Raw genomic sequence first — 25,740 nt, 5'->3', positions numbered from 1 at the left:
CCGGTATCCGGAGCGGCCCGCAATAACCCCGGATTACATCCGTTGTTTCTTCAGCGTCTCGATCACCAGGTCATAGAGTTCCTGCCCCGGGATGCCCTGGGCTTCCATCTTGGCGATCCATTCATCGCGGATCGGGTCGGCGGCGGCGGCCTTGAACTTGGCGATTTCCTCGTCCGACATGACAACCTTGGTCACGTTCTTTTCGGCCAGAACCTGATCCCACTTGGCCAGCGTCTTGCCGTAGTTTTCAAGGTAGTATGCGATCACCGTGTCGATCGAGCTGTCCAGCGCTTCGCGGTTCGCGTCGCTCAGCCCTTCATAGGCATCGATATTGACCACCACCGGGCAATTCACCGTGCCGGGGTTCAGGTTGGCGGTCCACCAGGAGGCCTGATCGATGGTCCGGAAGGCCAGATGCGCGTGCTGGGCAAAGGCCACGGTATCGACCACGCCGGATTCCATCGCGTTATAGGCCTCGGACGAGGTCACCGATGTCGGCACCGCGCCAATCGCCTTGAAGGCCTGGCCGATCCCGCCGGTGGCGCGCACCCGCATGCCGTTCATCTTTTCCAGCGTATCACGCGGCTCGCCGGTGCCGACGAGATTGTATTGCGGCATCGGCGAGGTCATCAGCAGCTTGGCATTCCAGCGCGCCAGGTCCTTCTCGACCGCCGGATGGGCGTATACCGCATTGCTGACCGCGACTTCCTCTTCCAGCGTGTTGACGCCCAGGAAGGGCAGTTCCAGCACGGTGATCGAGGGGTTCTTATCCGGGTGATAGCCGGCGCAGAACTGCGCCATCTCAAACGCGCCGATGGAAATCCCGTCGAGGTTTTCCTTGTTCTTCGACAGACCGCCATAGCTGACATTCATGGTGAAATCGCCATTGGTCTTTTCAGCAACCAGCTCGGCCAGTTTCTCGATATGTTCGGTGAAGGCGCGGCGTTTGCCCCAGACCGACACGTTCCATTCCTCGGCCATGGTTTCGCTGGCAAAGCCCAAGGCAAGGGCCGCCACGGCGGCCTTGGCAAAAATCGATTTCATAGTGTTCTCCCATTTCGCGGCCTTCTCCTCCCGGCCGCTTGGGACAGAGGCTAGCGCAGGGGAAAGGGACTGCCAAGACCATTGGCGGCATTTTGCGGAACCAATTTCCGCCGGACGAATGTGACACTAGTACCGCATAGCGGGTATTTCCCCCTCCCCCTATTGACAGCCGTCCTGATCTGTCAAAAGAATGACACCACACCCCACGACCTTCCTTTCATCGCCTCTTCGCAGCGCTTGCCGCCTGTTCCATCCCGACGTTTCGAAAACGGATCGCCCGCTCATGAAATCAAGCCTGATCGTTTACCACACGCGCAGCGGCCATTCGCGCAGCGTCGCGGCGGAACTCAGCCGGCATCTCGATTCGGATTGCGAAGAAATAACCAATAAGAATCAAAAGCCTGGATTGCGCTCCTACCTTGCCTCGGCCTGGTCTGCGCTGACCCGGAAACCGGCCCCGATCACCGCGCCGGAATTCCCGGCGCGGCAATATCCGCTGGTGATCATCGGCGGCCCCACCTGGGCCAGCCACGTCAGCGCCCCGGTGCTCAGCTGGCTGGACCAGGAAGGCACCCAGCTGGGCCGCTATGCCGCCTGGGTCACCCAGGGCGGCAGCGGCGGCAAGAAGGTCCTGAAACAACTGGAAGAAGAAATCGGCCACGCCCCCGTCGCGACATTGATCCTGACCGACAAGGAAATCGAAAGCGGCGAATTCAAAGCCAAGGTCGCGGATTTCGCCGACCGGCTGGATGATCTGATCGCGGGCTAACCAGGGGATGAACCGCGCGCTCCTTTGCGACCCGCGCGCGGCATCGGCCGGGTCGGGATTTCCTTCAGCAATCCACCTACCCCCATCGCGGCGATGTCATCGCCGCTGACGGGCAAACCGCAGGCAACCCGGCTCAGCACCCAATCGGCCCCGTTCAGCGCGGGCGACCGGGCGCAGCCCGGCAACCCGATGAAGGGCCGCTCACCCAAGGTCCCCAGGAACAGCAGGTTGCCGGGATCGACCGGCATGCCGAACCGTTCCACCTTCCCGCCCGCCCGGCGCAGCGCCTGCGGCGCGACGTCATAGGCATCCGAGGTGGCCGATCCGGTCAGCACCATCAGCAGATCGCCCTTGGCCGCCGCGATCGCCTCGGCCAGCGCGGCCTCGCGATGCGGCACCTGGCGGCACTCGGCCAGGGTCATGCCCAGCATGGTCACCCGCGCCTCGATCGCCTCGCGCCCCTTGTCGCCGGGACCGCCGGGAATGTCGGTGATGATCAGCGATGCCGTCCGGCAGACCGGCCGCGCCAACCGCAACGCCCCCGCGCCCAGATCGCAGGCGCGGTCCAAATCCGCCCGTGCAACGCCGTAGGAAATGATCTTGACCGTGCCGACCATGCCGCCCTCGGCCATCTGCTGATAGGGCGGCACGGTGGCCAGGGTGATCATCGGGTCGACCCCGTTCAGCGCCACCAGCCGGTCCTTATCCATCACCACCACGCCGGGCCCGTCGGCGGTGATGTTGACCCGGCCGGTAAAAGGCTGCGACAGCCGCAGCCCCGCCGAAGCCGGATCGGGCACCAGCGCCGTGGCCAGCGCCCCCGCCGCCGCGTCTTCGTGGATGTCGCCGGGATCGAGCCGCGCGACGGTCACCTGCTGCACCCCGGCTGCACTGAGCGCCGCGATGTCGGGGGCCGTCAAAACGACGCCCTTGCGCATCCGTTTGCCGTTCAGGCTCACCGAATGGGCCAGGATCGCGCCTTCCGCCTCCCCTATGGGGACCGGGCCGAACTTCATCCCTGCCTCAACACTTGGGTGCATTCGGCCAGGATCGACAGGGCGATCTCGGCCGGGCTGGCCGAGCCGATATCAAGCCCCACGGGCCCGTGAATCCTGGCGATCTGGTCGTCGCTGAAGCCCTTGGCCCGAAGCCGTTCAACCCGCTTGGCATGGGTGCGCGACGATCCCAGGGCGCCGATATAGAACACGTCCGATCCCATCGCCTGTTCCAGCGCCGGATCGTCGAGCTTGGGATCGTGGGTCAGCAGCACCAGCGCGGTGCGGCTGTCGAGCCCGTAGGCCTGCACCCCTTCGTCGGGCCAGTCGTTGAGGATGGTTTCACCGGGAAACCGCGCCTGCGACCCGAAGCTTTCGCGCGGGTCGATCAGCACCGGGTCGTATCCCAGGATGCGCGCCATCGGCACCAAGGCCTGGGCGATATGCACCGCACCCACCACCAGCATCCGCAGCGGCGGGTTGTGGACCGCCACGAAGGTGGTGCCGTCTTCCTCGAAACCGGATCGGTCCATGCGGAACCGGTCGGGAAATTCATCGCGCGTCAGGCGGCGTGCGCCGGTTTCGGTATCGACCACATAGGCGATGGGCGTGCGCTGGTCGCGCGCCGCGACCAGATCGGCCAGCATGTCGGCGGGCATCACGCTACCTACCGGTTCGACCAGCACCCGGATGGTGCCGCCGCAGGCCAGCCCCACGGCGAAGGCATCGCCGTCGCTGACCCCGAATTCCAGCATCCGCGGCGCGCCGTCCTCCAGCGCTTCCATCGCCTCGACCACCACCGCGCCTTCGACGCAGCCGCCCGACACCGATCCTTCGATTTCGCCCGCGCCGGAAATCGCCAGCTGGCTGCCTACCCGGCGCGGCGCGCTGCCCCAGGTCTGCACCACGGTGGCCAGAACCGCGCCCTTGCCCGCCCGGTGCCAGTCCAGCGCGATTTCCGGAATGTTATCAAACCGCTCCATGACCATCCTCCCTTGCCCTTGATAGCAGGGTAGCGCGAGAATCCGTCTTGTCCATTGGTGCCGGTTGCGCCGGGGCGGAAAATTGTTCTTCGGTCAAAAGAAAAGGCCCGCGCGCCCTATCCGGCGCGCGGGCCCTGATGTCATGTCAGCGGATCATTCCGCAGGCACCGGTTCGGCGCCGCCGCCCATCGGGCGTTCGGGCAGGACAAAAGCCACCACGACGAAGGCCAGCCCCAGGATGATGCCGAGGATATCGCCGGACATGCCGGTGATGCCTTCGTATTTGGACCCGGGCACGGTGCCCAGCGTCACCGCGCCGCCGGCGATCGCGTCGAGCATGCCGCTGGCCTTCCAGGCCGGATAGGTCACCATATAGGCGGCCGCGCCCAGCAACCCGCCGGCGATGAAGAACAGCCCGTCCTTGCGCCCCGAGGCCGCCGCGCAGACGCCGGTGCCGGGGCAGAAGCCCGACGCGGCCCAGCCCGCGCCCAGCAGCAGACCGCCGATGAACACGCCGACATAGGCGGTCTTCACCGACATGTGGCCGACATCGACCAGGCCGATCATCTGGCCGGCGAACATCAGGATCGACCCGGTGCCGATGGCCAGAAGGATGGTTTTCATCAGGTGCAGGTTCTTCAGGCTCAGCATCTTGCCGATCCAGTTCGGATTGGTCGCGCCGATCCGATCCAGCACCGCGCCGAAGGCGGCGCCAATCACGATTGCGAGGATGATCGAGGTCATGTTCAGCCCTCCTTCTTGTACATGATCATGGCGACGGGCACGGCGGCGGCAAAGGCGCCTGCGGCGAAGAGATAGCCCGACAAGGCAGTCTGCATCATGCCGCTCATCATGTGGCCCGAGGTGCAGCCACCGGCGAGCCGCGCGCCGTAGAGCACGATGAAGCCGCCAATGAAGGCCACCGCGTAGCGTTTCGCCGCGCTGTCACCGAAATTCGCCCGCCAGATCGCGGGCATGGTGCGTTCGTCCTTCGACAGCCCGCCGCGCGCCATGGTGGACAGGAACGCGCCCGCCATCATCGCCAGCACGAAGATGAAGCTGTAATTCAGCGGATTGGCGACCGATTTGGCGTATTTGCCGCCCGACTTGGCCAGATAGGCGTTGGTCGAGGTGTAGCCTTCCTCGGTCTTGGTCACCAGTTCCGAATTCACCGCGTCGCCGATGATCCCGTCGAGGATGACGAACTGGGTCGACACGCCGATCGGCTTGACCAGCAACACCGCCAGGAAGAAGACGAAGCCCAGAAGCACGCCCCCCGTTTTCCAATTGAGTACCATGTGAATTATTCCTTCCCTAATTCTTATTCGAAAAATTATATCTATATGCATTCAGATAACTGCATGATTCAGATCAAGGTGCGCGCTTAAAAAACAGGACTCCCGATATGACCGACGCCGAAACCAAGTGGGAAAACACCTATCAAAGCAAATCCGCCGACGCGCTCGGCTGGTTCGAGGCGCGGCCGGAAACCTCGCTCAAACTGATCGCGCGAAGCGGGGTCGCGCATGACGCGGCGCTGATCGATATCGGTGCAGGGGCGTCGCGGCTGACCGATTGCCTGCTCGATCTGGGGTTTCTCGACCTGACCGCGCTCGACTTGTCGCAAGCGGCTTTGCAGGCGACCCGCGACCGCCTGCCCGAAGACGCGCCGGTGACCTGGATCGCGGGCGACATGCTGCGCTGGCGGCCCGAGCGGCGCTATGCGCTGTGGCACGACCGGGCGGCGCTGCATTTCCTGACCGATCCGGCGGATCAGGCGGCCTATCGCGACACGCTGGACCGGGCGCTGGCGGCGGGCGGCTTCGCCGTCATCGGCACCTTCGCCCCGGACGGGCCGGACAAATGCAGCGGCCAGGTGGTGGAAAAATACGACGCCGCGAAGCTGATGGCGCTGCTGGGGCCGGATTTCCGGCTGATCGAGGAATTGCGCCACACCCATGTGACACCGGGCGGGACCGAGCAGCGGTTCTTCTACGCCCTGGTGCAGAAACGCCCCTACTGAACGCTCAGTCCAGCAGCGCCATCAACCGGTCCTTGTCGCCACTATCATGGCTGCGCGAAATCGCCTCGGCCAGCTCTTCCAGCGTCTGCACCGAATGGCCGGCGCGGAAAGCGTCGACATGGGGCAGCATCGCGCGGATGCCCTGCGCGCGCGGCGCGAAGCCGTCCCATCGCAGCAAGGGATTGACCCAGATCAGCCGGCGCGCCGACAGGTGCAGCCGTTCCATTTCCTTCGCCAGCGCCTCGGGATCGCCCCGATCCAGCCCGTCGGTGATCAGCAGCACCACCACCCCCTGCCCCATCACCCGGCGCGACCAGTCGCGGTTGAAGGCGTGCAGGCAATCGCCGATCCTTGTGCCGCCTTCCCAATCCTGCGCCTCGGCCCCGGCATCGGAAAGCGCCTGATCGACGTCGCGGGTGCGCATGTGGCGGGTGATATTGGTCAAACGGGTGCCGAAGGTGAAGGCATGCACCCTGGCCCATCCCGCGCCTTTTTCATTGGCGACAGCATGGAGGAAATGCAAAACCATCCGGCTGTATTGGCTCATCGATCCGGAAATGTCGCAAAGCACGATCAGGTTGGGCCAGCGCTCGCGGCGTTTCTTCAGCGCGATGTCGTAAAGTTCCCCGCCCCGCCGCATGGTGCCCCGCATGGTGCGGCGCCAGTCGATTTCGTGGCCCAGACGGGCGGCCCGGGTGCGGCGCGAGGGGATCGGTTTCACCGGCAGCTTCAATCGCGCCAGCATCCGCTTGGCCTGGGCGATCTCATCGGTGCTCATCTGTTCGAAATCGAGCGTGCGCAGACGTTCCTCGGCCGACATGGTCTGCGAGGCGTCGACCTCGATCAGGAAGTCCTCCTCGTTCTCCTCCGGCTCCGGCAGGTCGGGTTCGACCCCGTCGAGCAGCGCCTCGGCGGCGCGTTTTTCGGCCGAGCGCGCCTTGCGTTCCTCCTGCACGCCGCGGATCGCGGGCAGCATCATCGCCATCATGTGTTCCATGTAACGCGGGTCGCGCCAGTAGAGCCGGAATATCTGCGCAAACACCGCCCGGTGTTCGGGGCGGTTCACGAAACAGGCGTGCAAGGTCCAGTAGAAATCGCGCTTGTCGGTGAAGCCCGCCGCCTCGACCGCGCGGATCGCGTCGATCACTCGTCCCGGGCCGATGGGCAGCCCCGCCTTGCGCAGGGCGCGGGCGAAATGGGTGATGTTGTGGGTGAGCTTGGGGTTTTCCGGCAGCTCGAGATCGGGGAGATCAACCATTGGCCGACCCCCGGGGGCGCTGCCCCCGGACCCCCGGAGTATTTGAACCAAGAAGAAGCATCAGACCGGATCAAGCGAGGCTTTGGCTTCGTCGAGCAGGCGCTTGGCCTCCGACCCCTGCAGGCGCTGGATGTCGTCCTGGTATTTCAGGATCGCGCCGATCGTGTCGGCGATGACTTCGGGGGAAAGCGACAGCACGTCGAGCGCCAGCAGGCATTTGGCCCAGTCGATGGTTTCGGCGACGCCGGGTTTCTTGAACAGGTCCTCGGTGCGCAGCCGCTGGACGAAGGCGACCACTTCGCGGCTGAGAGCTTCTGCAGCCTCGGGGGCGCGGGCGTGCAGGATTTCCAGCTCGCGTTCGAAATCGGGGTAATCGACCCAGTGATAGAGGCAGCGGCGTTTGAGCGCGTCATGCACTTCGCGGGTGCGGTTGGAGGTCAGGATCACGATGGGCGGTTCCGGCGCCTTGACGGTGCCGAGTTCGGGAATGGTGACCTGGAAATCGGACAGGGCTTCGAGCAGGAAGGCCTCGAACGGTTCATCGGTGCGGTCGATTTCGTCGATCAACAGCACCGGCGGGCCTTCGACCTGCGGCCGCATCGCCTGCAAGAGCGGGCGTTCGATCAGGAATTCCTCGGTGAACAGCTCGGATTTCAGCACGTCGCGGTCGGCGCCGCCCGCAGCTTCGGCGGTGCGGATGGCGATCATCTGTTCGGCGAAGTTCCATTCATAGACCGCGCTGGCCGCATCCAGCCCCTCGTAGCATTGCAGCCGGATCAGGCGGCGGCCCAGGGCGCTGGCGATCGCCTTAGCGATCTCGGTCTTGCCGGTGCCGGCCTCGCCCTCAAGAAACAGCGGCCGTCCCAGTTTCAGCGACAGGAACAGCACCGTCGCCAGCGCCCGGCCGCAGACGTAATCCTGTTCGGCCAGCCGCGCCTGCACGTCGTCAATCGAAGTCACATCGCTCATCTCAATCCTCCCTGCCGACAGTCAGTCAGGCGCGCGCGCCCGCGTCAAGCACGACCATTGTCGCGTGTGGCGCCCCGCCCCGGCCCCGGTGTCGGCTGATTGACGCTTAGCCCCCTGAACTGTAATGATTTCGGCAACGATCAGGCGGCGAACGCAATATTGTTCTGCGCCGCCCGCGAGCAGAGAGCAACCGAGTGACATGACCGAGACCCCAGGGGACCGTCCGATGCGCGTGACCGCGGTGACCTGTGTGAAGAACGAAGGCCCCTTCCTGCTGGAATGGATCGCGTTCAACCGGCTGATCGGGGTGACGGATTTCCTGTTCTATTCCAACGATTGCACCGATGCGACCGACCGGATGCTGGATGCCTTGTCGGCGCGCGGCATCGTGCGGCACCTGCCCAACCCGGCCGAGGGGCGCAATTACCAGATGGAGGCGCTGAAGGACGCCGCCCGACAGGATATCGTGCTGGATGCCGATTGGGTCTGGATCGCCGATGTCGACGAATTCCTGAACATCCATGTGGGCGATCACACCATCCCGGCGCTGGTTCAGGCCTGCGGCGATCCAATGGCGATTTCGCTGAATTTCCAATTCTTCGCCAATGACGATATCGAGGGGTTCGAAGACCGGCCGGTGATCGAACAGTTCACCCGGTCGCACAATCCCGATATCTGGTGCGGGGAAGTGGCGCAGGAGGTCAAGTCGCTGATCCGGCACGATTTCCCGCTGCAGTATTACGGCGCACACAGGCCGTTCTTCAAGGCGAAGCTGCCGAAGAAGCGTCATCCGACATGGACCGACGGGTCGGGCCGCGACGTGCCGCACCGGTTCCTGATCGCCGCCAATCCGCGCCGCATCCGCAAGTTTCCCGCCCAGGGCGCGCGCGATTTCGCGACGCTGAACCATTACGCGCTGCGCTCGCTCGACAGCTACCTGGTCAAGAACGACCGCGGCGACGTGAACCGCGAGAACCGCGATTTCGACGATACTTATTGGCGCGAACGCAACGATCCGGCGTGGCAGGACCTTTCGATCCGGCGCTACCTGCCCGACTTGGAAAAGGCGCTGGCCGAGCTTAAATCGGACCCCGAGATTGCGGCGCTGCATGACGAGGCCTGCGCGCTGCACCGGGCCAAGCGGGACGAATTGCTGCAACAGCCCACCTACCGGGCGATGCGCGATCAGTTGCGCGCGGCGAGCAAGCTGCCCCCCGAAGAGGAAAAGATGATCGCGGAACTGGGGCTCGCCACATGAGCCGGCTGCGGGTGATCAATCTGGGCCTACCGAAATCGGGCACCACGACGCTGGCGCGGGCGCTGAAGATCGCCGGGCTGAAGACCGCCGATTACCGCATCCGCCGCCGCCAGACCAAGGATACAGGGTTGCACGGCGCCTTTGTCGGCAAGCTGATGTATGACGGCTATTTCCACAACGGCGATCCGCTGGCGCTGATGGAGGATTTCGACGCCTTCACCGAGGTCAACGTGCTGCGCGAGGGGATGAGCCTTTGGCCGCAGACCGACTGGGGGCTGATCGACGCGATCCGCGAACACCATCCGGGGGCCCGTTTCCTGCTGTCCTACCGCGATCCGAAAGCGATTTCCGACAGCATGCTGCGCTGGTCCAACCTGGGCGCCGAACGATTGCCGCAGAACGCCATCCCGGGGCTGCCGCGCGGATACGGCGAAACCGGGCATGAAAGGGCGCAGTGGATCGCGGCGCATCACGCGCATATGCGCAAGCTGTTCGAGGGCGACGAGGCGTTCCTGGAATACGACTTGGCCGATACGTCCGCGCCGCAGAAGATCGGTAATTTCCTCGGGATCGAGCTGAAATGGTGGGGCCGCGCCAACAAGAGCCCGAAGAAGCAGCCCAAGACCAACGGACCGGAGGCCGCCTGATGCGTATCTACCTGCATATCGGGCTGGAACAGACCGGGGCGGATCGTCTGCAGGACATCCTGTCGGACAAGCGCGAGCAACTGGCGGGCAAGGGATACCTGTTCCCGCGCGGGCTGGGGCCGAAGAACCATACCCGGCTTTACATGGCGGTGACCGATCCGGACCATATCGACCCGCTGCGCTTCAACCGGGGCTTCATCGCCTCGGACAAGCAGGCGGCGCTGTTCAACGACGTGCAGCAGGCCCTGATCCGCGACGTGGCGGCGAAACAGCCGCAGGCGCTGATCCTGTCGGCGGCACAGCTGGGCGGGTCGCTGGCGCGGCGCTCGGAAATCGAACGGCTGAAGGCGCTGCTGGCACCGCTGTCGGATGATATCCAGGTGATCGCGCATATCGACGAACAGGGCCGGCTGCTGGCGCGCCATTACGCGGCGCAGGTGCTGGCCGGGCGGGCGACGTCGCTCGAGATGGAAATGGAGATGGCCGGGACGGCGGATTGGTGGGACGATGCGCTGCTCGACGGGCACGAGATCGTGCCGCAGAACGGCCAGTTCCTGGAAACCCAGTGCCCGGCCTTCTGGCTCGATTACCAACAGCTGCAGGCCGAATGGGAAGCGGTGTTCGGGGCCGGTTCGGTCAGCTTCCGCCCCTATGACGAGGCGCTGTTTTATTCCGAGGATGCCACCGATGAGATCCGCGCGATGTTCGGCATCGACGGTAGTATCGGGCGGGCGGCGGCGGCGAAACCGCCGCAACAACCCTCGGCGGCCTGGCTGACCCGCGGGCGGCTGATGAACGAGGTCTTCCTCGACCTTTTGCGGAAGTCCGACCGGATCATCAACCGGCAGCTCTGGCGCAAGTTCATGGGCGAGATCGCTGTGCCCGGGCCCGTGATCGAACCCGGATCGCTGGCGCCCGTGTCGCTGGGCTTCGCCGACGCGAACAGGGCGCTGCTGGACACCCACCCTGCCCTGACCGACACTTGCCTGACCCCCGACGCGCCGCTGCCCGACTGGCAGGAGGCCGATCCGACGAAAGGCTTCCGCGCCACCCAATACCTGCTGGGTTTCCTGTGGCGGATCGACAAGGCGACGCAGGAAGACCGCAAGGACAAGGCCGCCGACATCGCCCGGCTGTCCGGCGCGCCTGCGCCGCAGGCGGCCCCGGCAGACCCTGCCCCGGCGGAACCCGCCCCGAAGGACGGGCTGTCGGATAGCGCGCGCCGGATCATGACGCCGCTGGCGGTGCAGAATTACGAAAAGCTGCGGGCGTCCTCCTTCCGGCCGCATAACCGGCTGGGGTTGGTGGACGAGGAACAGCTTGCCGCCCCCTATGCCCCGATGGAACCGCGCAATCTGCCCGCAGGCAGCACCGGCACGCTGATCGTCGGCTGCATGAAGAACGAGGCGCCCTATATCCTCGAATGGGTCGCCTATCACCGCGCCATCGGGATCGACAATTTCCTGATCTACACCAACGACTGCACCGACGGGACCAGCGAAATCCTCGACCGGTTGCAGGAACTCGGTATCGTGCAGCACCGCAATAACGACGCGTGGAAAGGCAACTCGCCGCAGCAGCACGCGCTGAACCAGGCGCTGAAGGAACCGGTGCTGCAGAACGCCGACTGGATCGCCCATGTCGACGTCGACGAATTCATGAACATCCGTTGCGGCAACGGCACGCTGCCCGATTTCTTCGACCGGATCGGCGATGCGACCAACGTTGCGATGACCTGGCGGTTGTTCGGCCATAACGGCGTGACGGCGCTGGAAGACCGCTTCGTGATCGACCAGTTCGACACCTGCGCGCCGAAATTCTGCCCCAAGCCCCATACGGTCTGGGGTTTCAAGACGATGTTCAAAAACATCGGCGCCTATGAGAAGATCAGCTGCCACCGGCCCAACAAGCTGCGCGACGATTTCAAATCTAGCGTAAAATGGGTGAACGGGTCGGGCCAGGACATGACCAGCGAAGCCGCCGAGAAGGGCTGGCGCAATTCCAAGAAATCAATCGGTTACGACCTGATCCAGCTCAATCACTACGCTTTGCGCAGCGCCGAAAGCTACCTGGTGAAACGCCAGCGCGGGCGGGCCTTGCACGTGGATCGCTCGATCGGGCTGAATTACTGGATCCGCATGGACTGGTCGGATTTCCGCGACCTCACGATCAAGCGCAACCTGCCCCGGATGCAGGCCGAATTCGAGCGGCTGAAGGGAGACGAGGTGCTGCGGCACTGGCACGACAAGGGCTTCGAATGGCACAAGGCCAAGGCCGCCGAACTTCACCAGATCCCGGAATTCGAGGACCTCTATCAGCAGGCGCTGACCATCAAGCTCGATGAAACCGAACGAGTCGCCTATGCGCTGGCGCTCGACATGGAAAGCTGATCGTGAAGATCCTCGCCATCCTCACCCTGCGCAACGAAGCGGCCTTCCTGTTGGAATGGCTGGCCCATCACCGGGCGGCGGGGATCACCGATTTCTTGGTGTTTTCGAACGACTGCCAGGACGGCACCGATGCGATGCTGAACCGGCTGGACGAGATGGGGCTGGTCACGCACGTGCGCAACGACGGCCCCTATGGCAAGGGCGGCATCCAGTTCACCGCCTATAAGCTGGCCGAAAAGCACCCGCTGATGGAAGCGGCCGATTGGGTGATGACGCTGGACGTGGACGAATTCGTCAATATCCATTGCGGCACCCACAGGATCACCGATCTGATCAGTGCCCTGCCTGAGGCGACCGCCATCACCCTGACTTGGCGGCTGTTCGGCAATGCCGGGATCGTGCGATACGCCGACACCCCGGTGACCGACACCTTCCTGCGCGCGGCGCCTGTGGTGATGCACTGGCCCTGGCGCGCGGCGATGTTCAAGACGCTCTATCGCAACGACGGCACCTACACGAAACTGGGCGTGCACCGCCCGCGCCAGCCCGACCCCGCACGGGTTGGGCAAGCGCGCTGGTTCGATGGCGAGGGGCGTGAGCTGGACCGCAAATTCGCCACCGGGCGGGTGTTTTCCAATTACGGCCAGTCGAATTACGCGCTGGCGCAGCTGAACCACTATGCGCTTGGCGCGATGGAAAGCTATGTGCTCAAGGCCGCGCGCGGCCGCGCGGTGCATTCCGATCACATGCTGGACCTGGATTACTGGGTGGAGCGGAATTTCAACACCGATATGGACCGCTCGATCCAGGCCCTGTCGCAGCCGATGCAGGCCGAACTGGAGTGGCTGAAATCCGATCCCGACCTGTCCCGGCTGCATGACGAAGCCGTGGCCTGGCGCAAGACCCGGTTCATGGAACTGATGCTGGAAGAACCCTACCGCGCGCTGTTCGGTCGGCTGCTGACCACGCCGCCGTCGCGGCCGGTGTCGCAGGATGCCGCGCGGTTCCTGACCCAATTCGCCAATCTCGGCCGGCAGGCGCGGCGGGACTGATCCACCCGTTCGCAGATTGTGCGCCTTTGGCGCGCTTGTTTGTCTCGGCTCCGGCCTGCGGCCTGCGCCTCGAGTGCCTCCTCCGGCGGAGGTATTTAGGCCAAGAAAAAGCAGGCCGGGATCGGGACGGCCCCGGCGCTTCTGTCCAGAACTCCCCCCGGATTTTCCGCATTTTCGCCCCAAAGCGGGTCTAGCTTCACCGCAAAAGAAAACGTGCCCCCGGGCGCGCAAGACCTTGAGGAACGAGTGATATGCTGGACGCCCCCAATCCGTTGGACACGCCGCTGAATGGGCTGAAGAAGGCGGAGTGGCTGAAGAAATTCATCGAAATCACCGAGGAAACCGGGTTTTTCCAGCCCCTGGGCGATCGCCATATCGCCGGTTTCGTCGATGAAGGCCCGGTCCTGCTGGTCAGTTTCGAATCGATCCAGGGCATCCAGGCGCTGTCGGACACCGCGCAGCCGCTGGGCTGGGATTTCGCCCGCGCGCTTGGCTGGTCGCATCTGGCGGTGGTGTCGGACAGCGACACCTGGTTTCGCGACATGAACATCTATGGCTTCTTCGACCGGCTGATCGACGACGGGTTCTTCGACGATTTCGACCGCATCGTGTTCTACGGCGCCGGTCCCTGCGGGTACGCGGCCTCGGCCTATTCGGTGGCGGCCCCCGGCGCCAGCGTGGTCGCGGTGCAGCCGCAGGCGACGCTGGACCCGCGGGTCACCGAATGGGACGACCGTTTCATCGAGATGCGCCGCACCTCGTTCACCGACCGCTACGGCTATGCCCCCGACATGCTGGATGCCGCCGCCAAGGGGTTCGTGGTCTACGACCCGCGCGAGGACCTGGACGCGATGCATGCGGCGCTGTTCACCCGGCCCAACGTGACCAAGCTGCGAATGCCGAACATGGGTGATGCGCTGCAATCGGAACTGATCGCGATGGAAATCCTGTTCCCGATCCTGCAGGCGGCTGGCGAAGACCGGCTGGACGAGGCGCTTTTCGCCGCGCTTTATCGCGCCCGGCGCGACCACCCGACCTATCTGCGCGGGCTGATCGCCAAGATGGATGTGGCCGAACGGCCCTGGCTGTCGACCATGGTCTGCCGCAACGTGGTGGCCCGGATGAACGCGCCGCGGATTCGCCGCCGGCTCGACGCGCTGGAAAAGGCCGCCGAGGAGGGGCTGATCAGGATCCCGCCGAAACGCGGCTGATTTTCGCTTTGGGCACTGGCGTGACGCGACGTGATTGTGTAATCGCAAGCCCATGAGCACCTCGATCCCCCTGACCCGCCCCGACGACTGGCACCTGCATCTGCGCGATGGCGCGATGCTGAAGGCCGTGCTGCCCGAAACCGCCCGCGATTTCGCCCGTGCGATCATCATGCCCAACCTGGTGCCGCCGGTGGTCACCGGGGCAGACGCCGCGGCCTATCGCGACCGCATCCTGGCGGCGCTGCCCGAGGGCATGGCGTTCGAACCGCTGATGACGCTCTACCTGACCGAGGACACCGATCCCGAAGACGTCGCCGCCGCCCATGCCAGCGGCTTGGTCAAGGCTGTGAAACTGTACCCGGCCGGGGCCACCACCAATTCGGCCAGCGGCGTGCGCGATTTCGATCGTGTGCGCGGCGTACTGGAAAAGATGGCCGAGATCGGCCTGACGCTGTGCGTGCATGGCGAGGTGACCGATAGCGACATCGATATCTTCGACCGCGAGGCTGTGTTCATCGACCGGGTGCTCGATCCGGTGCGCCGCGCCACCCCGGGGCTGCGGGTGGTGATGGAACATATCACCACCAGGAACGGCGTCGATTACGTGCGCTCCAATGACGAAGGTCTGGGCGGCACCATCACCACGCATCACCTGATCATCAACCGCAACCATATCCTGGTCGGCGGGATCAAGCCGCACTACTACTGCCTGCCGGTGGCCAAGCGCGAAGAACACCGCCTGGCACTGCGCGCGGCGGCGACCAGCGGCGATGCCCGCTTCTTCCTGGGCACCGACAGCGCGCCGCATACGGACGCCAACAAGGAAACCGCCTGCGGCTGCGCCGGCTGCTTCACCGCCACCAACACGATGCCGCTCTTGGCGCATGTGTTCGAGGAAGAAGGCGCGCTGGACAAGCTGGAGGCGTTCGCGTCGAAAAACGGCCCCGCCTTCTACCGACTGCCGGAAAACGCCGACACCATCACCCTGATCAAGCAGGACGAACCGGTCGCCTTCCCCGACAAGATCGAGACCGGCGAAGGACCCGTCACCGTTTTCGACCCGGGCTTCCCGGTCTTCTGGAAGGTCGCCTGACCTTTCGCCCCCCTAATCGTTCCGCCCGAGGATACCGCCGATGCTCCCCACCGCCTTCCCGCCGAAAGAAGAAATCTCCCGCCTGACCGCCCGCATGCTGCTGGAAATCGGCGCGGTGAACTTCAACACCCGCGAACCCTATACGCTGGCCTCGGGCCTGCCCTCGCCCAGCTATATCGATTGCCGCAAGCTGATTTCCTTCCCGCGCATCCGTTCGGCGCTGATGGATTTCCTGGTGATCACGGTGATGCGCGACGCGGGCTTCGAGGTGTTCGACAATATCGCCGGCGGTGAAACCGCGGGCATCCCGTTTGCCGCGCTGGTGGCCGATCGGATGGCGCTGCCGATGACCTATGTGCGCAAGAAGCCCAAAGGCTATGGCCGCAACGCCCGGATCGAAGGTGCGATGAGCGAAGGCGAGCGGGTGCTGCTGGTCGAGGACCTGACCACCGATGGCGGCTCGAAGCTGAGCTTCGTCGACGCGATCCGCGACACCGGCGCGAGCTGCGCGCATACGGCGGTGATCTTCTACTACGACATCTTCCCCGAAACCACCAAGACGCTGGGCGATCACGGCGTGCAGCTGCATTACCTGTGCACCTGGTGGGATGTGCTGGCCGAGGCCAAGGCGCAAGGGGCGTTCGACGACGAAACCCTGACGGAGGTCGAGTCGTTCCTGAACGACCCGCGCGCCTGGCAGGAAGCCCGCAAGCAGGGCTGATCGCAGAAGACAGATCGAAATTTAGGCAGCGACTCCATGCCGGTTACGGCATGGATGCCCACCAGATATTGACGGATCGCATAAGCGACAGGCAATATCAGGTGGGGAAAAGGCCGCCCCAACATATCCACAGGCGTTCCACAGCTTATACAATTTGCGTGATGAAAGCCGCCTGGGTTAGAACCCGATCCCACCGGGGGACAGTGACAAAATGAACGAAATCGCAAAGATTCAGACGGGCGAAGGCGAGCAGGAAACCAGCGATCCGATGCCGCATTCGATCGAGGCCGAACAGCAGTTGCTGGGCGCGATCCTGACCAATAACGACGTCTATGACCGGGTCGCCTCGATCATCACCTCGGAACATTTCTATGAACCGGTGCACAAGCGGATCTACGAAGTGGCCGCGGCCCGGATCGCCAAGAACAACCTCGCCACGCCGGTGACGCTGAAGGCGTTCCTGGAAGACGACGAGGGGCTGAAGGAACTGGGCGGGCCGGCCTATCTGGCCCGTCTGGCGGGGGCGTCGATTTCGGCCTTCGCGGTGCGCGACTACGCCCAGATGATTTACGATTTCGCCATCCGGCGCGAATTGATGCGGCTAGGCCGGGACATCGCCGACAAGGCCCGCCAGGTCGACGTGTCGAGCGAACCGAAAGAACAGATCGTAGAGGCCGAGCAGAAACTCTACCAGCTGTCCGAGCAGGGTCAGACCGAGTCGGGGTTCAAATCCTTCCTCAAGGCCGTCACAGAAGCGGTAAACGTCACCAACGAAGCCTATCAGCGTGGCGGAGGTATGGCGGGGATTTCGACCGGTCTGACCGATCTCGACAAACAGCTGGGGGGCCTGCACCCGTCGGACCTTTTGATCCTCGCGGGGCGTCCCTCGATGGGCAAGACCTCGCTTGCCACCAACATCGCCTTCAACGTCGCCAAGGCCTATAAGCGCGGTCTGAAACATGACGGCACCGAGGGCGCGGTGGATGGCGGCGTGGTGGGTTTCTTCAGCTTGGAAATGAGCGCCGAACAGCTAGCCGGCCGGGTTCTGGCGGAAGCCTCGGAAATCTCGTCGCACAAGATCCGCCAGGGCGACATGACCGAGGAAGAATTCCGCCGCTTCGTGCAGGCGGCGAAGGACCTGGAAGCCTGCCCGCTGTTCATCGACGACACCCCCGCCCTGCCGATCTCGCAGCTCGCCGCGCGGGCGCGGCGGCTGAAGCGGACCCACGGGCTGGACCTGCTGGTGATCGACTACCTGCAGCTTTGCCGCGGCATGTCGGACAACCGCGTGAACGAGATCGCCGAGATTTCCATGGGGATGAAGGCGATCGCCAAGGAATTGAACATCCCCGTGATCGCGCTGTCGCAGCTCAGCCGTCAGGTGGAAAGCCGCGACGACAAGCGGCCGCAGCTGTCGGACCTTCGGGAATCGGGCTCGATCGAACAGGATGCCGACGTGGTGATGTTCGTGTTCCGCGAAGAATATTACAAGGAACGCGAAAAGCCCGGCGATCACGAGCTGGAAAAGATGGAAGAATGGAAGGCCGCGATGGAACGGCTGCACGCCAAGGCCGAGGTGATCGTCGGCAAGCAGCGTCACGGCCCGATCGGCACGGTCGAGCTGTCCTTCGAGGCGCAGTTCACCCGCTTCGGCAACCTGGCCAAGACCTGGCAGCAGGGCGCGGCGGACGACGGTTACTGATCAGCCCAGGCAGGGGGACACCCGCCGCGCGGCGGGCGGAAGGGGGCGCTGCCCCCTCTGCCTTGAAAACCTGGCGGATTTTCAAGGCATTCACCCCCGAGGTATTTTCACCAAGATGAAACAGGGAGCGTTTGCGCTTGACCATTTTTACCGGTCTGTCAAAACACGTGACCATGACGACTTCGACACTCACGATTGATCTCGACGCGCTGGCCGACAACTGGCGGGCGCTGGATGCGGCATCTGGCCCCGGGGTGGAAACCGCCGCGGTGGTGAAGGCCGACGGTTACGGGCTGGATGCGGGCCGGGTGGCCCAGACCCTGGCCCATGCGGGGGCGCGCAAGTTCTTCGTGGCCGCCGCCGAGGAAGGCGCTGCGGTGCGCCAGGCGCTTGGCCCGGGGCCCGAGATTTGCGTGTTTTCCGGCCATATGGGCGGCGACACCGACATGATCCACGACCTGCAGCTGACGCCGATGCTCAATTCCATCGACCAGATGCTGCGCCATGTCGAGGCGCTGCCGGGGCATGATTTCGGCGTACAGCTCGATACCGGGATGAACCGGCTGGGGATGGAGGCCGCCGAATGGGCGGCGCTGCGCGAAATCGCCTTGGGGCAGAACATCAAGCTGATCATGTCGCACCTGGCCTGCGCCGACGAGCCGGATCATCCGATGAACGCCCAGCAGCTGCGCGCATTCCGCGAGATGACCGCAGGCTGCGACGTGCCGCGATCGCTGTCGGCGACGGGCGGCATCCTGCTGGGTCCGGATTATCATTTCGACGTCACCCGGCCCGGGATCGGGATGTATGGCGGGCTGCCGTTCGAACAGGCGCGCCCGGTGGCCTATCTCAGCCTGCCGGTGATCCAGATACGCGATGTGGAACCCGGGGAAACCGTGGGCTACGGCAATGCCTGGACCGCGCAGCGCCCCAGCCGCATCGCCACCGTTGCGGCGGGGTACGCCGACGGGCTGCACCGCGCGCTGGCGCCGAAGACCTATGTGTACGCGGGCGACATCGCCTGCCCCGTGGTGGGGCGGATTTCGATGGACCTGATCACCGTCGACGTGACCGGGCTGGAAGAAGACCCGCAGCAGCTGGAGCTGCTGAATGCGCAGCAGGGCGTCGATGTTCTGGCCGACAATGCGGGCACCATCGGCTATGAAATCCTCACCTCTTTGGGGGCGCGCTATCGCCGCCGCTATGTGAGCTCATGAGCCTGACCGCCCCCATTGCCGCGCTTGGCGCGAATGTGCTGGCCGCCCTGGCGATGGTCGGGCGGATCACCCTTTACGCCATCGAGACCGTCAGCCACCTGTTCCGGCCGCCGTTTTACGGCCGCGAATTCATGCATGCTTTGCTTCATATCGGCTGGCTGTCGCTGCCGGTGGTGGGGATGACGACGCTGTTCACCGGCGGCGCCTTGGCGCTGCAGATCTATGCCGGCGGTGCGCGTTTCAACGCCGAGGCGGTGGTGCCCTCCATCGTGGCCATCGGCATGGTGCGCGAACTGGGCCCCGTTCTGGGCGGGCTTATGGTGGCGGCGCGGGTGGCAAGTTCCATCGCCGCCGAGATCGGCACCATGAAGGTGACCGAACAGATCGACGCTTTGGTGACCCTGTCGACCAACCCGATGAAATACCTCACCCTGCCCCGGGTGCTGGCCGCGACGCTGGCGGTGCCGGTGCTGGTCGGCGTGGGCGACGTGATCGGCATCATGGGCGGCTATGCGGTGGGGATCAACCGGCTGGATTTCAACGCCGCCGCGTACCTCAAGAACACGATGGATTACCTGGAAACCTTCGATGTGGTGTCGGGGCTGATCAAGGGCGCCGTGTTCGGCTTCATCGTCGCGCTGATCGGCTGTTTCTACGGCATGCATTCGGCGCGCGGCGCGATGGGCGTGGGCCGGGCCACGAAATCGGCGGTGGTGGCGGCCTCGGTGCTGATCTTCGCGGCCAACTATATCCTGACGGAGCTGTTTTTCTCGGCATGATCGACCTTATCGACGTCCATAAGGGGTTCGGCCCCAAGAAGGTCCTGCAGGGGGTCAACCTGTCGATCCCGACCGGGTCTTCGATGGTGATCATCGGGGGGTCCGGCACCGGCAAATCGGTGGCGCTGAAATGCGTGCTGGGACTGATCGAACCGGATCGCGGGCAGATTCTGCTGGATGGCAAGGACACCCGCGAAGGCGACCGCGACGCATTCCTGGCCCGGTTCGGGATGCTGTTCCAGGGCGGCGCCCTGTTCGATTCGCTGTCGGTCTGGCAGAACGTCGCCTTCCGGCTGCTGCGCGGATCGCTGAAGCGGCCCAAGGCCGAGGCGCGCGAGATCGCCATCGAGAAGCTGCGCCGGGTCGGGCTGAAACCGGAAACCGCCGATCTCTACCCGGCGGAACTGTCGGGCGGGATGCAAAAGCGCGTCGGCCTTGCCCGCGCCATCGCCGCCGAACCCGAGATCATCTTCTTCGACGAACCCACCACGGGGCTGGACCCGATCATGTCGGGCGTGATCAACGACCTGATCCGCGAAATCGTGGTGGAAATGGGCGCGACCGCGATGACCATCACCCATGACATGAGCTCGGTCCGGGCGATCGCCGACAATGTGGCGATGCTGCATGACGGGGTGATCAAGTGGACCGGCCCGGTGTCCGAGATGGACAATTCGGGCGATCCCTATCTCGATCAGTTCATCCACGGCCGCGCCGAGGGCCCGATCGAGGCGGTGCGCTAACCCCCTGCCCTTTCCCGTCGCAACAGGGGTTGTTTCGGGTCGCGGCCAAGTCCACTCTGCGGGGGAACGAACGGGACCCCGCGATGAGTGAAGCCGACGGATTTGTGACCTTCCTGAACGATGCGCCGCCGCTTCTGGTGCTGCTGCTGGACCTGACGGTTCTGGCGCTGCCGGTGATGATCGCGGTGGCCGAGCTGATCCGGCTGCGCGAACCGAAACCGCCGCTGGCGTCGTGGCTGTGCACCGGGGCGGCGGTGGTGCTGTTCCTGATCTGGCTGACGCCGCCATCCTGGTGGTCCGTGCCCGAGGCGCAGCAGCTGCGCGTCTTCCTGATCCTCGGGCTTTACGCCTGGATCCTTTACGACTGGTACACGTCGGTGCGCGATGACGGGTTCCACTGGATCGACCTGCCGGTGATCGGCACGGTCTGCGTGATGCTGGGGCTGGCGGTGGCGGCCTATTTCGCCTGACCACTTGTGCCGGCGCGGCCGGTGGCCTAGCTGAAAAGGGTCCGGCGGAAGGAAACCCGATGCTCAAATACGCCAATCTCGCGCTGCTGATCCTGTTCCCGGTGGCCTGGTTCGCGCCGCTGTTGCGTGCGGGGCTGCTGCCGCTGTTCGGGATGAGCGAGATCAGCGTGATTTCCGGGCTGCAAAGCCTGTGGGACACCGATGTGTTCCTGGCCCTGCTGGTCACCTTCTTTGCCCTCTTCGCACCGTTCCTGAAAACGCTGGGGTTGGCGCTGGTGCAATTCGGCTGGCTTGACCGGCGGGCGTTGCCGGCGCTGACGGTGCTGGGCAAACTGGCGATGGCGGATATTTTCCTGATTGCCCTCTACATCACCGTGGCCAAGGGGATCGGGGTCGGCAAGATCGAGGTCGCCTGGGGGCTGTACCTGTTCACCGCGTGTATCCTCGCCTCGCTGGGGATCGGCATCCTGTCGAAGGAAAAACCGGCAAAGTCGTCAGACCAGCCCGAATAGCGGTGCTTCGCGCCGCCGGGCAGCGCCCGACCGCCCACACGTGATCAGGCCCCGCCCTTATTCGTGTTTGACCCGCCCGTCCCCGTGTTGCATCAACACGCCATGGCCAAAGCACCCAAAACATTCTCCTGCACCGCCTGCGGCGCGACATTCAACAAATGGTCCGGCCGCTGCGACGGCTGCGGCGAATGGAACACCATCGTCGAGGACACGCCGCTATCGGCCGGTCCGGCCAGCAAAACGCTGGGCGGCAAGCGCGGATCGTCGATCCAGCTGACCGACCTGTCGACCGAGGAAGCCCCGCCGCCGCGCACCCATAGCGGGCTGGGCGAGCTGGACCGGGTGCTGGGCGGCGGGCTGGTGCCTTCGAGCGCCATCCTTGTCGGCGGCGATCCGGGCATCGGCAAATCCACCCTGCTGCTGCAGGCCGCCGCGCGGTTTGCGCAGGCCGGGCTGAAAACCATCTATGTCAGCGGCGAGGAAGCCAGCGCGCAGGTCCGCATGCGGGCGCAGCGGCTGGGGCTTTCCGACGCGCCGGTGCAATTGGCCGCCGAAACCAACCTGCGCGATATCCTGACAACGCTGGAGGCGGAAAGGCCGCAGCTGGCGATCATCGATTCGATTCAGACCATGTGGGCCGACAATGTCGAAAGCGCGCCGGGCAGCGTGTCCCAGGTCCGCGCCGCCGCGCATGAGCTGACCAGCTTCGCCAAGCGCAAGGGGATTTCCGTGATCCTGGTCGGCCACGTCACCAAGGAAGGCCAGATCGCAGGCCCGCGGGTGGTCGAACACATGGTCGATACGGTGCTTTATTTCGAGGGCGAACGCGGCCACCAGTTCCGCATCCTGCGCGCGGTGAAGAACCGCTTCGGCCCGGCCGATGAAATCGGCGTCTTCGAAATGACCGGCGGCGGGCTGGCCGAGGTGGGCAACCCCTCCGCCCTGTTCCTGTCCGAACGCGGCGAACCCAGCCCCGGATCGGTGGTGTTTTCGGGCATCGAGGGCACCCGCCCTGTTCTGGTGGAATTCCAGGCGCTGATCGCCCCCTCGCCGCATTCGCAGGCAAGGCGCAGCGTGGTGGGCTGGGACGGCGGCCGCCTGGCGATGATCCTGGCGGTGCTCGAGGCGCGCTGCGGCATCCCCTTTGCCGGGCTTGACGTTTATCTGAACGTGGCGGGCGGCATGAAGGTGCAGGAACCGGCGGCCGACCTGGCGGTGGCCGCGGCGCTGCTATCGGCGCGCGAAGACGCCGCCCTGCCCGCCGATACGGTGGTTTTCGGTGAAATCTCGCTCTCCGGGGCACTTAGACCGGTGGGCCAGACCGAAAACAGGTTGAAAGAAGCGCAAAAACTTGGTTTTTCGACAGCCATTGCCCCCGCCGGCGGAAAGGCCAAGGGGGAAAACGGCCTGACCCTTCGGCAATACGGGGATCTGGCCACATTCGTAGGCGACGTATTCGGCGCCGGTTGAAGCGCGTAAGGAACGGGGAACGAAGACATAATGGACGGCTTTACCATCATCGACGGCGTCGTGGCGCTGGTCATCATCGTGTCGGCGCTGCTGGCCTATTCGCGCGGACTGGTGCGCGAGGCGCTGGCGATTACCGGATGGATCGCCGCCGCCGTGCTGGCCTTCATCTTCGCGCCGCAAGTGCAGCCGCTGGTCAAGGAAGTCCCGGTGCTGGGCGAATTCATCGCCGACAGTTGCGAGTTGAGCATCATCGCTTCCTTCGCCGCCGTCTTCGCGCTGGCGCTGGTGCTGGCGTCGCTGTTCACGCCGCTGTTTTCCTCACTGGTGCAGCGCTCGATCCTGGGCGGGCTGGATCAGGGGCTTGGCTTCCTGTTCGGCGTGCTGCGCGGGGTGCTGCTGGTCGCCATCGCCTTCTTCGTCTATCAGACCGTGATCACCGATCAGAGCGTCGCGATGGTCGAAGACAGCCGTTCGGCCAAGGTGTTCGGCGCCATGACCGGCAAGATCGAAGACCGCGACCCCGAACAGGCGCTTGGCTGGATCACCCGGCAATACGAAGAACTGGTCGGCGTCTGCGAAGAATAACCCCGATCGGGAATGACAACGGCAAGCCGTTTCGAAACGGCTTGTCCCCGCCGCCACCGAAGAATTCCCGGCCGCGGCTCACAAGGCAGTTACCCCGCCCCTAATCGGTTTCCTCATCCAGCAGCTGTTCCTGCGTGGCCAGCCCCGGTTCCTTGCCCTCGATTTCGCGCAGCAGGTCGGCGATGCGCCACAGGTGATAGGCCGAGCGCTGCAGCCAGCGCGCCGAATCCAGCAGCAGCGACAGGTTCTGCGGTTCCTTGCCGTGGCTCGCCACCAGCATGATCTGTTCGCCCCGGTGCCGCCTGCGGAAGTCGCGGAAATCGCGGCGCAGCATGTCGGCCTGCGCGGCGAAATGGGCGATATCGGCAGTCGCATCGTAGCCGCGCATCAGCGCGCCTAGCTTCAGGCCCCGGTCGAGCAGCGAAGCATCCTCGACCGCCGCCGCGATGCGGTCGCCCTGCATCGCCCGGTGGCGCAGCCGATCGAGGTGATCGAACAGGTGCAGCAGCGCCATCTGGTTTTGCAGCTCGGCCGATCCCTGTTCGGTGGAAATCGCTTCGACATAGTCGCGCGCGTGCCGCGTGGCGCTGCCGATTTCCTCCAGCGTCTCGTCGCGGATGTCCGCCGCCGGCCGGTTCAGCCCGCGCCCCAATTCGTGCAGCAGCGCCGCGACGATCCGCTGCGCGGCGGCATTCACCGCATCGAGCGCCGCCGCCGGATCGGTCAGCGGCTGCCGACCCAGATCGCGGGTCATCGACGTGCCCCGGTCCGGCACCAGCCAGATGATCAGCCGCGCGAATTGCGGCGTCACCCCCAACACCGCCACCACGCCGATGAAATTGAAGAAACTGTGGAAGCCGACCAGCGCCATCTGCGGATCGATTGCCAGCCCCCAACCGCTCTGAGCCAGCCAGCCGACCGGGTAGAGCAAGGCAAAGGCCATGCAGCCGGTCAGCAGGTTGTAGATCACGTGGCTCAGCCCGGTGCGCCGCGTCGCGGTGCCGCCGCCGATGGTGGCGACCAGCGCGGTGAAGGTGGTGCCGACATCCATCCCGATCACCAGGGCTGCGGCCTGCGGCAGGGTGATCGCCCCCACCGACAGCGCCGCCAGCGCGCTGGCGACGCCGGCGCTGGACGATTGGGTGACGATGGTCAGCACCATCCCCAGGGCCACCAGCTTCAGCCGCCCGAGAAAGGTATCGGCGGGAAACACCTCCGGCGTGATGAGGCTGCCAAACGCCCCCATGCCGTCCTTCAGCGCGTCGATGCCGATGAACAGCACCCCGAACCCCGCCAGCGCCCAACCGAGGTATTTCCACGGGTTCGGCGCCAGAAGATGCAGCAGGGCGCCGATCAGCACGAAGGGCATCAGCGCCAGGCCGAGATCCAGCTTGAACCCGACGATGGCCACCAGCCAGCCGGTGATGGTGGTGCCGATATTTGCGCCGAAGATGATGCCGAGCGCCTGCTGAAACGTCATCAGCCCGGCCGCCACGAAGCCCACTGTCGCCACCGTTGTGGCGCTGGAGGATTGCACCATCGCGGTGGTCAGCGCCCCGGCGGTGGCGCCCTTGAACGGCGTTTCGGTGGAGCGGCGCAGAATGCGGCGCAACCGGTCCCCCGCCAGCCCGCGCAGCCCCTCGGTCAGCATATGCATGCCCACCAGGAACAAACCGAGCCCGCCAAGGGCCTGTACCGCTTCTACATTCATGCGCCGTCTTCCGTTCGCCTGTTCCGGACAGCTTAGCGAATGACGGCGGTGCTGGGAATATCCCGCCTGAACAGAGGGCTAGCGCCCGCCTGCCCGCCAAGGTGCAAAGCGACCGGGCACCGCAGACGCCCCCGGCCG

General features: G+C 64.8%; 25 protein-coding genes. 17 read left to right on the top strand and 8 right to left on the bottom strand.

Annotated elements, in window-relative coordinates; all coding sequences use genetic code 11:
- Nucleotides 1–33 precede the first annotated feature (33 nt).
- Nucleotides 34–1,044 carry a C4-dicarboxylate TRAP transporter substrate-binding protein gene (locus tag GR167_RS12130; protein ID WP_160973804.1) on the bottom strand — a complete coding sequence of 337 codons (1,011 nt, stop codon included), beginning with the start codon at nt 1,042–1,044 and terminating at the stop codon, nt 34–36.
- A gap of 283 nt (nt 1,045–1,327) precedes the next feature.
- On the opposite strand from GR167_RS12130, the gene GR167_RS12125 reads away from it, so the two are divergent.
- Entirely contained in the window at nt 1,328–1,813 is a 486-nt protein-coding gene (locus tag GR167_RS12125; protein WP_160973803.1) for a flavodoxin family protein, read from the top strand.
- On the opposite strand, the gene GR167_RS12120 is transcribed toward GR167_RS12125, so the two are convergent.
- The 4 genes from GR167_RS12120 to GR167_RS12105 all read right to left on the bottom strand — a co-directional run bounded on the left by GR167_RS12120 (nt 1,810) and on the right by GR167_RS12105 (nt 5,140).
- The gene (locus GR167_RS12120; RefSeq protein ID WP_160973801.1) at nt 1,810–2,829 is read right to left on the bottom strand and encodes a molybdopterin-binding protein; all 1,020 of its coding nucleotides are present in this window, start codon (nt 2,827–2,829) and stop codon (nt 1,810–1,812) included. The two genes, GR167_RS12125 and GR167_RS12120, sit on opposite strands and share 4 nt — an antisense overlap.
- On the bottom strand, nt 2,826–3,791 hold the full coding sequence (locus tag GR167_RS12115; protein ID WP_160973800.1) for an XdhC family protein: 966 nt from the start codon (nt 3,789–3,791) through the stop codon (nt 2,826–2,828). Before GR167_RS12115 ends, GR167_RS12120 begins: the two co-directional genes overlap by 4 nt.
- Nucleotides 3,792–3,944: 153 nt before the next feature.
- On the bottom strand, nt 3,945–4,535 hold the full coding sequence (locus GR167_RS12110; RefSeq protein ID WP_160973798.1) for a YeeE/YedE thiosulfate transporter family protein: 591 nt from the start codon (nt 4,533–4,535) through the stop codon (nt 3,945–3,947).
- 2 nt (nt 4,536–4,537) lie between these two features.
- Nucleotides 4,538–5,140: a YeeE/YedE thiosulfate transporter family protein gene (locus GR167_RS12105; RefSeq protein WP_160973796.1), complete on the bottom strand. Its 603-nt coding sequence runs from the start codon at nt 5,138–5,140 to the stop codon at nt 4,538–4,540.
- Nucleotides 5,141–5,196: 56 nt separating this feature from the next.
- Between GR167_RS12105 and GR167_RS12100 the strand changes: the two genes are divergently transcribed.
- Nucleotides 5,197–5,814, top strand: coding sequence for a class I SAM-dependent methyltransferase (locus GR167_RS12100; protein ID WP_160973794.1), 618 nt, complete (start codon nt 5,197–5,199; stop codon nt 5,812–5,814).
- A 4-nt stretch (nt 5,815–5,818) separates the two neighbouring features.
- Here the strand turns inward: GR167_RS12100 and GR167_RS12095 are convergent, their stop codons facing one another.
- On the bottom strand, nt 5,819–7,072 hold the full coding sequence (locus GR167_RS12095; RefSeq protein ID WP_160973792.1) for a vWA domain-containing protein: 1,254 nt from the start codon (nt 7,070–7,072) through the stop codon (nt 5,819–5,821).
- Nucleotides 7,073–7,132: 60 nt separating this feature from the next.
- Entirely contained in the window at nt 7,133–8,041 is a 909-nt protein-coding gene (locus tag GR167_RS12090) for an AAA family ATPase (RefSeq protein WP_160973790.1), read from the bottom strand.
- 226 nt (nt 8,042–8,267) lie between these two features.
- Between GR167_RS12090 and GR167_RS12085 the strand changes: the two genes are divergently transcribed.
- From GR167_RS12085 to GR167_RS12015, 15 genes are all read left to right on the top strand, one after another.
- The gene (locus GR167_RS12085; RefSeq protein WP_160973862.1) at nt 8,268–9,299 is read left to right on the top strand and encodes a glycosyltransferase family 2 protein; all 1,032 of its coding nucleotides are present in this window, start codon (nt 8,268–8,270) and stop codon (nt 9,297–9,299) included.
- Nucleotides 9,296–9,946, top strand: coding sequence for a sulfotransferase (locus GR167_RS12080; protein WP_160973789.1), 651 nt, complete (start codon nt 9,296–9,298; stop codon nt 9,944–9,946). Before GR167_RS12085 ends, GR167_RS12080 begins: the two co-directional genes overlap by 4 nt.
- A complete protein-coding gene (locus tag GR167_RS12075) occupies nt 9,946–12,336 on the top strand; it encodes a glycosyltransferase family 2 protein (protein ID WP_160973787.1) in 2,391 nt (796 codons plus the stop codon). The genes GR167_RS12080 and GR167_RS12075 overlap by 1 nt, the downstream gene beginning before the upstream one ends.
- Nucleotides 12,337–12,338: 2 nt before the next feature.
- Nucleotides 12,339–13,388, top strand: a complete 1,050-nt coding sequence (locus tag GR167_RS12070; protein WP_370741302.1) for a glycosyltransferase family 2 protein — start codon at nt 12,339–12,341, stop codon at nt 13,386–13,388.
- A gap of 251 nt (nt 13,389–13,639) precedes the next feature.
- Nucleotides 13,640–14,599: a phosphoadenosine phosphosulfate reductase gene (locus GR167_RS12065; protein ID WP_160973786.1), complete on the top strand. Its 960-nt coding sequence runs from the start codon at nt 13,640–13,642 to the stop codon at nt 14,597–14,599.
- 52 nt (nt 14,600–14,651) lie between these two features.
- Nucleotides 14,652–15,692 carry a dihydroorotase gene (gene pyrC, locus GR167_RS12060; RefSeq protein ID WP_160973784.1) on the top strand — a complete coding sequence of 347 codons (1,041 nt, stop codon included), beginning with the start codon at nt 14,652–14,654 and terminating at the stop codon, nt 15,690–15,692.
- Nucleotides 15,693–15,732: 40 nt separating this feature from the next.
- Entirely contained in the window at nt 15,733–16,413 is a 681-nt protein-coding gene (locus tag GR167_RS12055) for an orotate phosphoribosyltransferase (RefSeq protein ID WP_160973783.1), read from the top strand.
- Nucleotides 16,414–16,624: 211 nt separating this feature from the next.
- Entirely contained in the window at nt 16,625–18,115 is a 1,491-nt protein-coding gene (locus tag GR167_RS12050; RefSeq protein ID WP_160973782.1) for a replicative DNA helicase, read from the top strand.
- 173 nt (nt 18,116–18,288) lie between these two features.
- Nucleotides 18,289–19,332: an alanine racemase gene (alr, locus tag GR167_RS12045; RefSeq protein ID WP_160973781.1), complete on the top strand. Its 1,044-nt coding sequence runs from the start codon at nt 18,289–18,291 to the stop codon at nt 19,330–19,332.
- Nucleotides 19,329–20,111 carry an MlaE family ABC transporter permease gene (locus tag GR167_RS12040; RefSeq protein WP_160973779.1) on the top strand — a complete coding sequence of 261 codons (783 nt, stop codon included), beginning with the start codon at nt 19,329–19,331 and terminating at the stop codon, nt 20,109–20,111. Before alr ends, GR167_RS12040 begins: the two co-directional genes overlap by 4 nt.
- Complete coding sequence (locus GR167_RS12035) at nt 20,108–20,854, top strand: ABC transporter ATP-binding protein (protein WP_160973777.1); 747 nt, start codon at nt 20,108–20,110, stop codon at nt 20,852–20,854. Before GR167_RS12040 ends, GR167_RS12035 begins: the two co-directional genes overlap by 4 nt.
- Before the next feature lie 83 nt (nt 20,855–20,937).
- Entirely contained in the window at nt 20,938–21,324 is a 387-nt protein-coding gene (locus GR167_RS12030; protein WP_160973775.1) for a hypothetical protein, read from the top strand.
- A gap of 59 nt (nt 21,325–21,383) precedes the next feature.
- Entirely contained in the window at nt 21,384–21,836 is a 453-nt protein-coding gene (locus GR167_RS12025) for a paraquat-inducible protein A (protein WP_160973773.1), read from the top strand.
- 102 nt (nt 21,837–21,938) lie between these two features.
- The gene (gene radA / locus GR167_RS12020) at nt 21,939–23,306 is read left to right on the top strand and encodes a DNA repair protein RadA (protein ID WP_160973772.1); all 1,368 of its coding nucleotides are present in this window, start codon (nt 21,939–21,941) and stop codon (nt 23,304–23,306) included.
- Between the two features lie 30 nt (nt 23,307–23,336).
- Entirely contained in the window at nt 23,337–23,891 is a 555-nt protein-coding gene (locus tag GR167_RS12015; protein ID WP_160973770.1) for a CvpA family protein, read from the top strand.
- Between the two features lie 100 nt (nt 23,892–23,991).
- Here GR167_RS12015 and GR167_RS12010 read toward each other — a convergent pair whose 3' ends face one another.
- Nucleotides 23,992–25,602 (bottom strand): Na/Pi cotransporter family protein, encoded by a 1,611-nt coding sequence (locus GR167_RS12010; RefSeq protein WP_160973768.1) that lies wholly within the window; start codon nt 25,600–25,602, stop codon nt 23,992–23,994.
- Nucleotides 25,603–25,740 lie beyond the last annotated feature (138 nt).

Origin of the sequence: Thalassovita mangrovi (genome assembly GCF_009857745.1) — a bacterium.
GTDB lineage: Bacteria > Pseudomonadota > Alphaproteobacteria > Rhodobacterales > Rhodobacteraceae > Thalassobius > Thalassobius mangrovi.
This window is presented reverse-complemented; position numbering and strand designations above follow the sequence as displayed.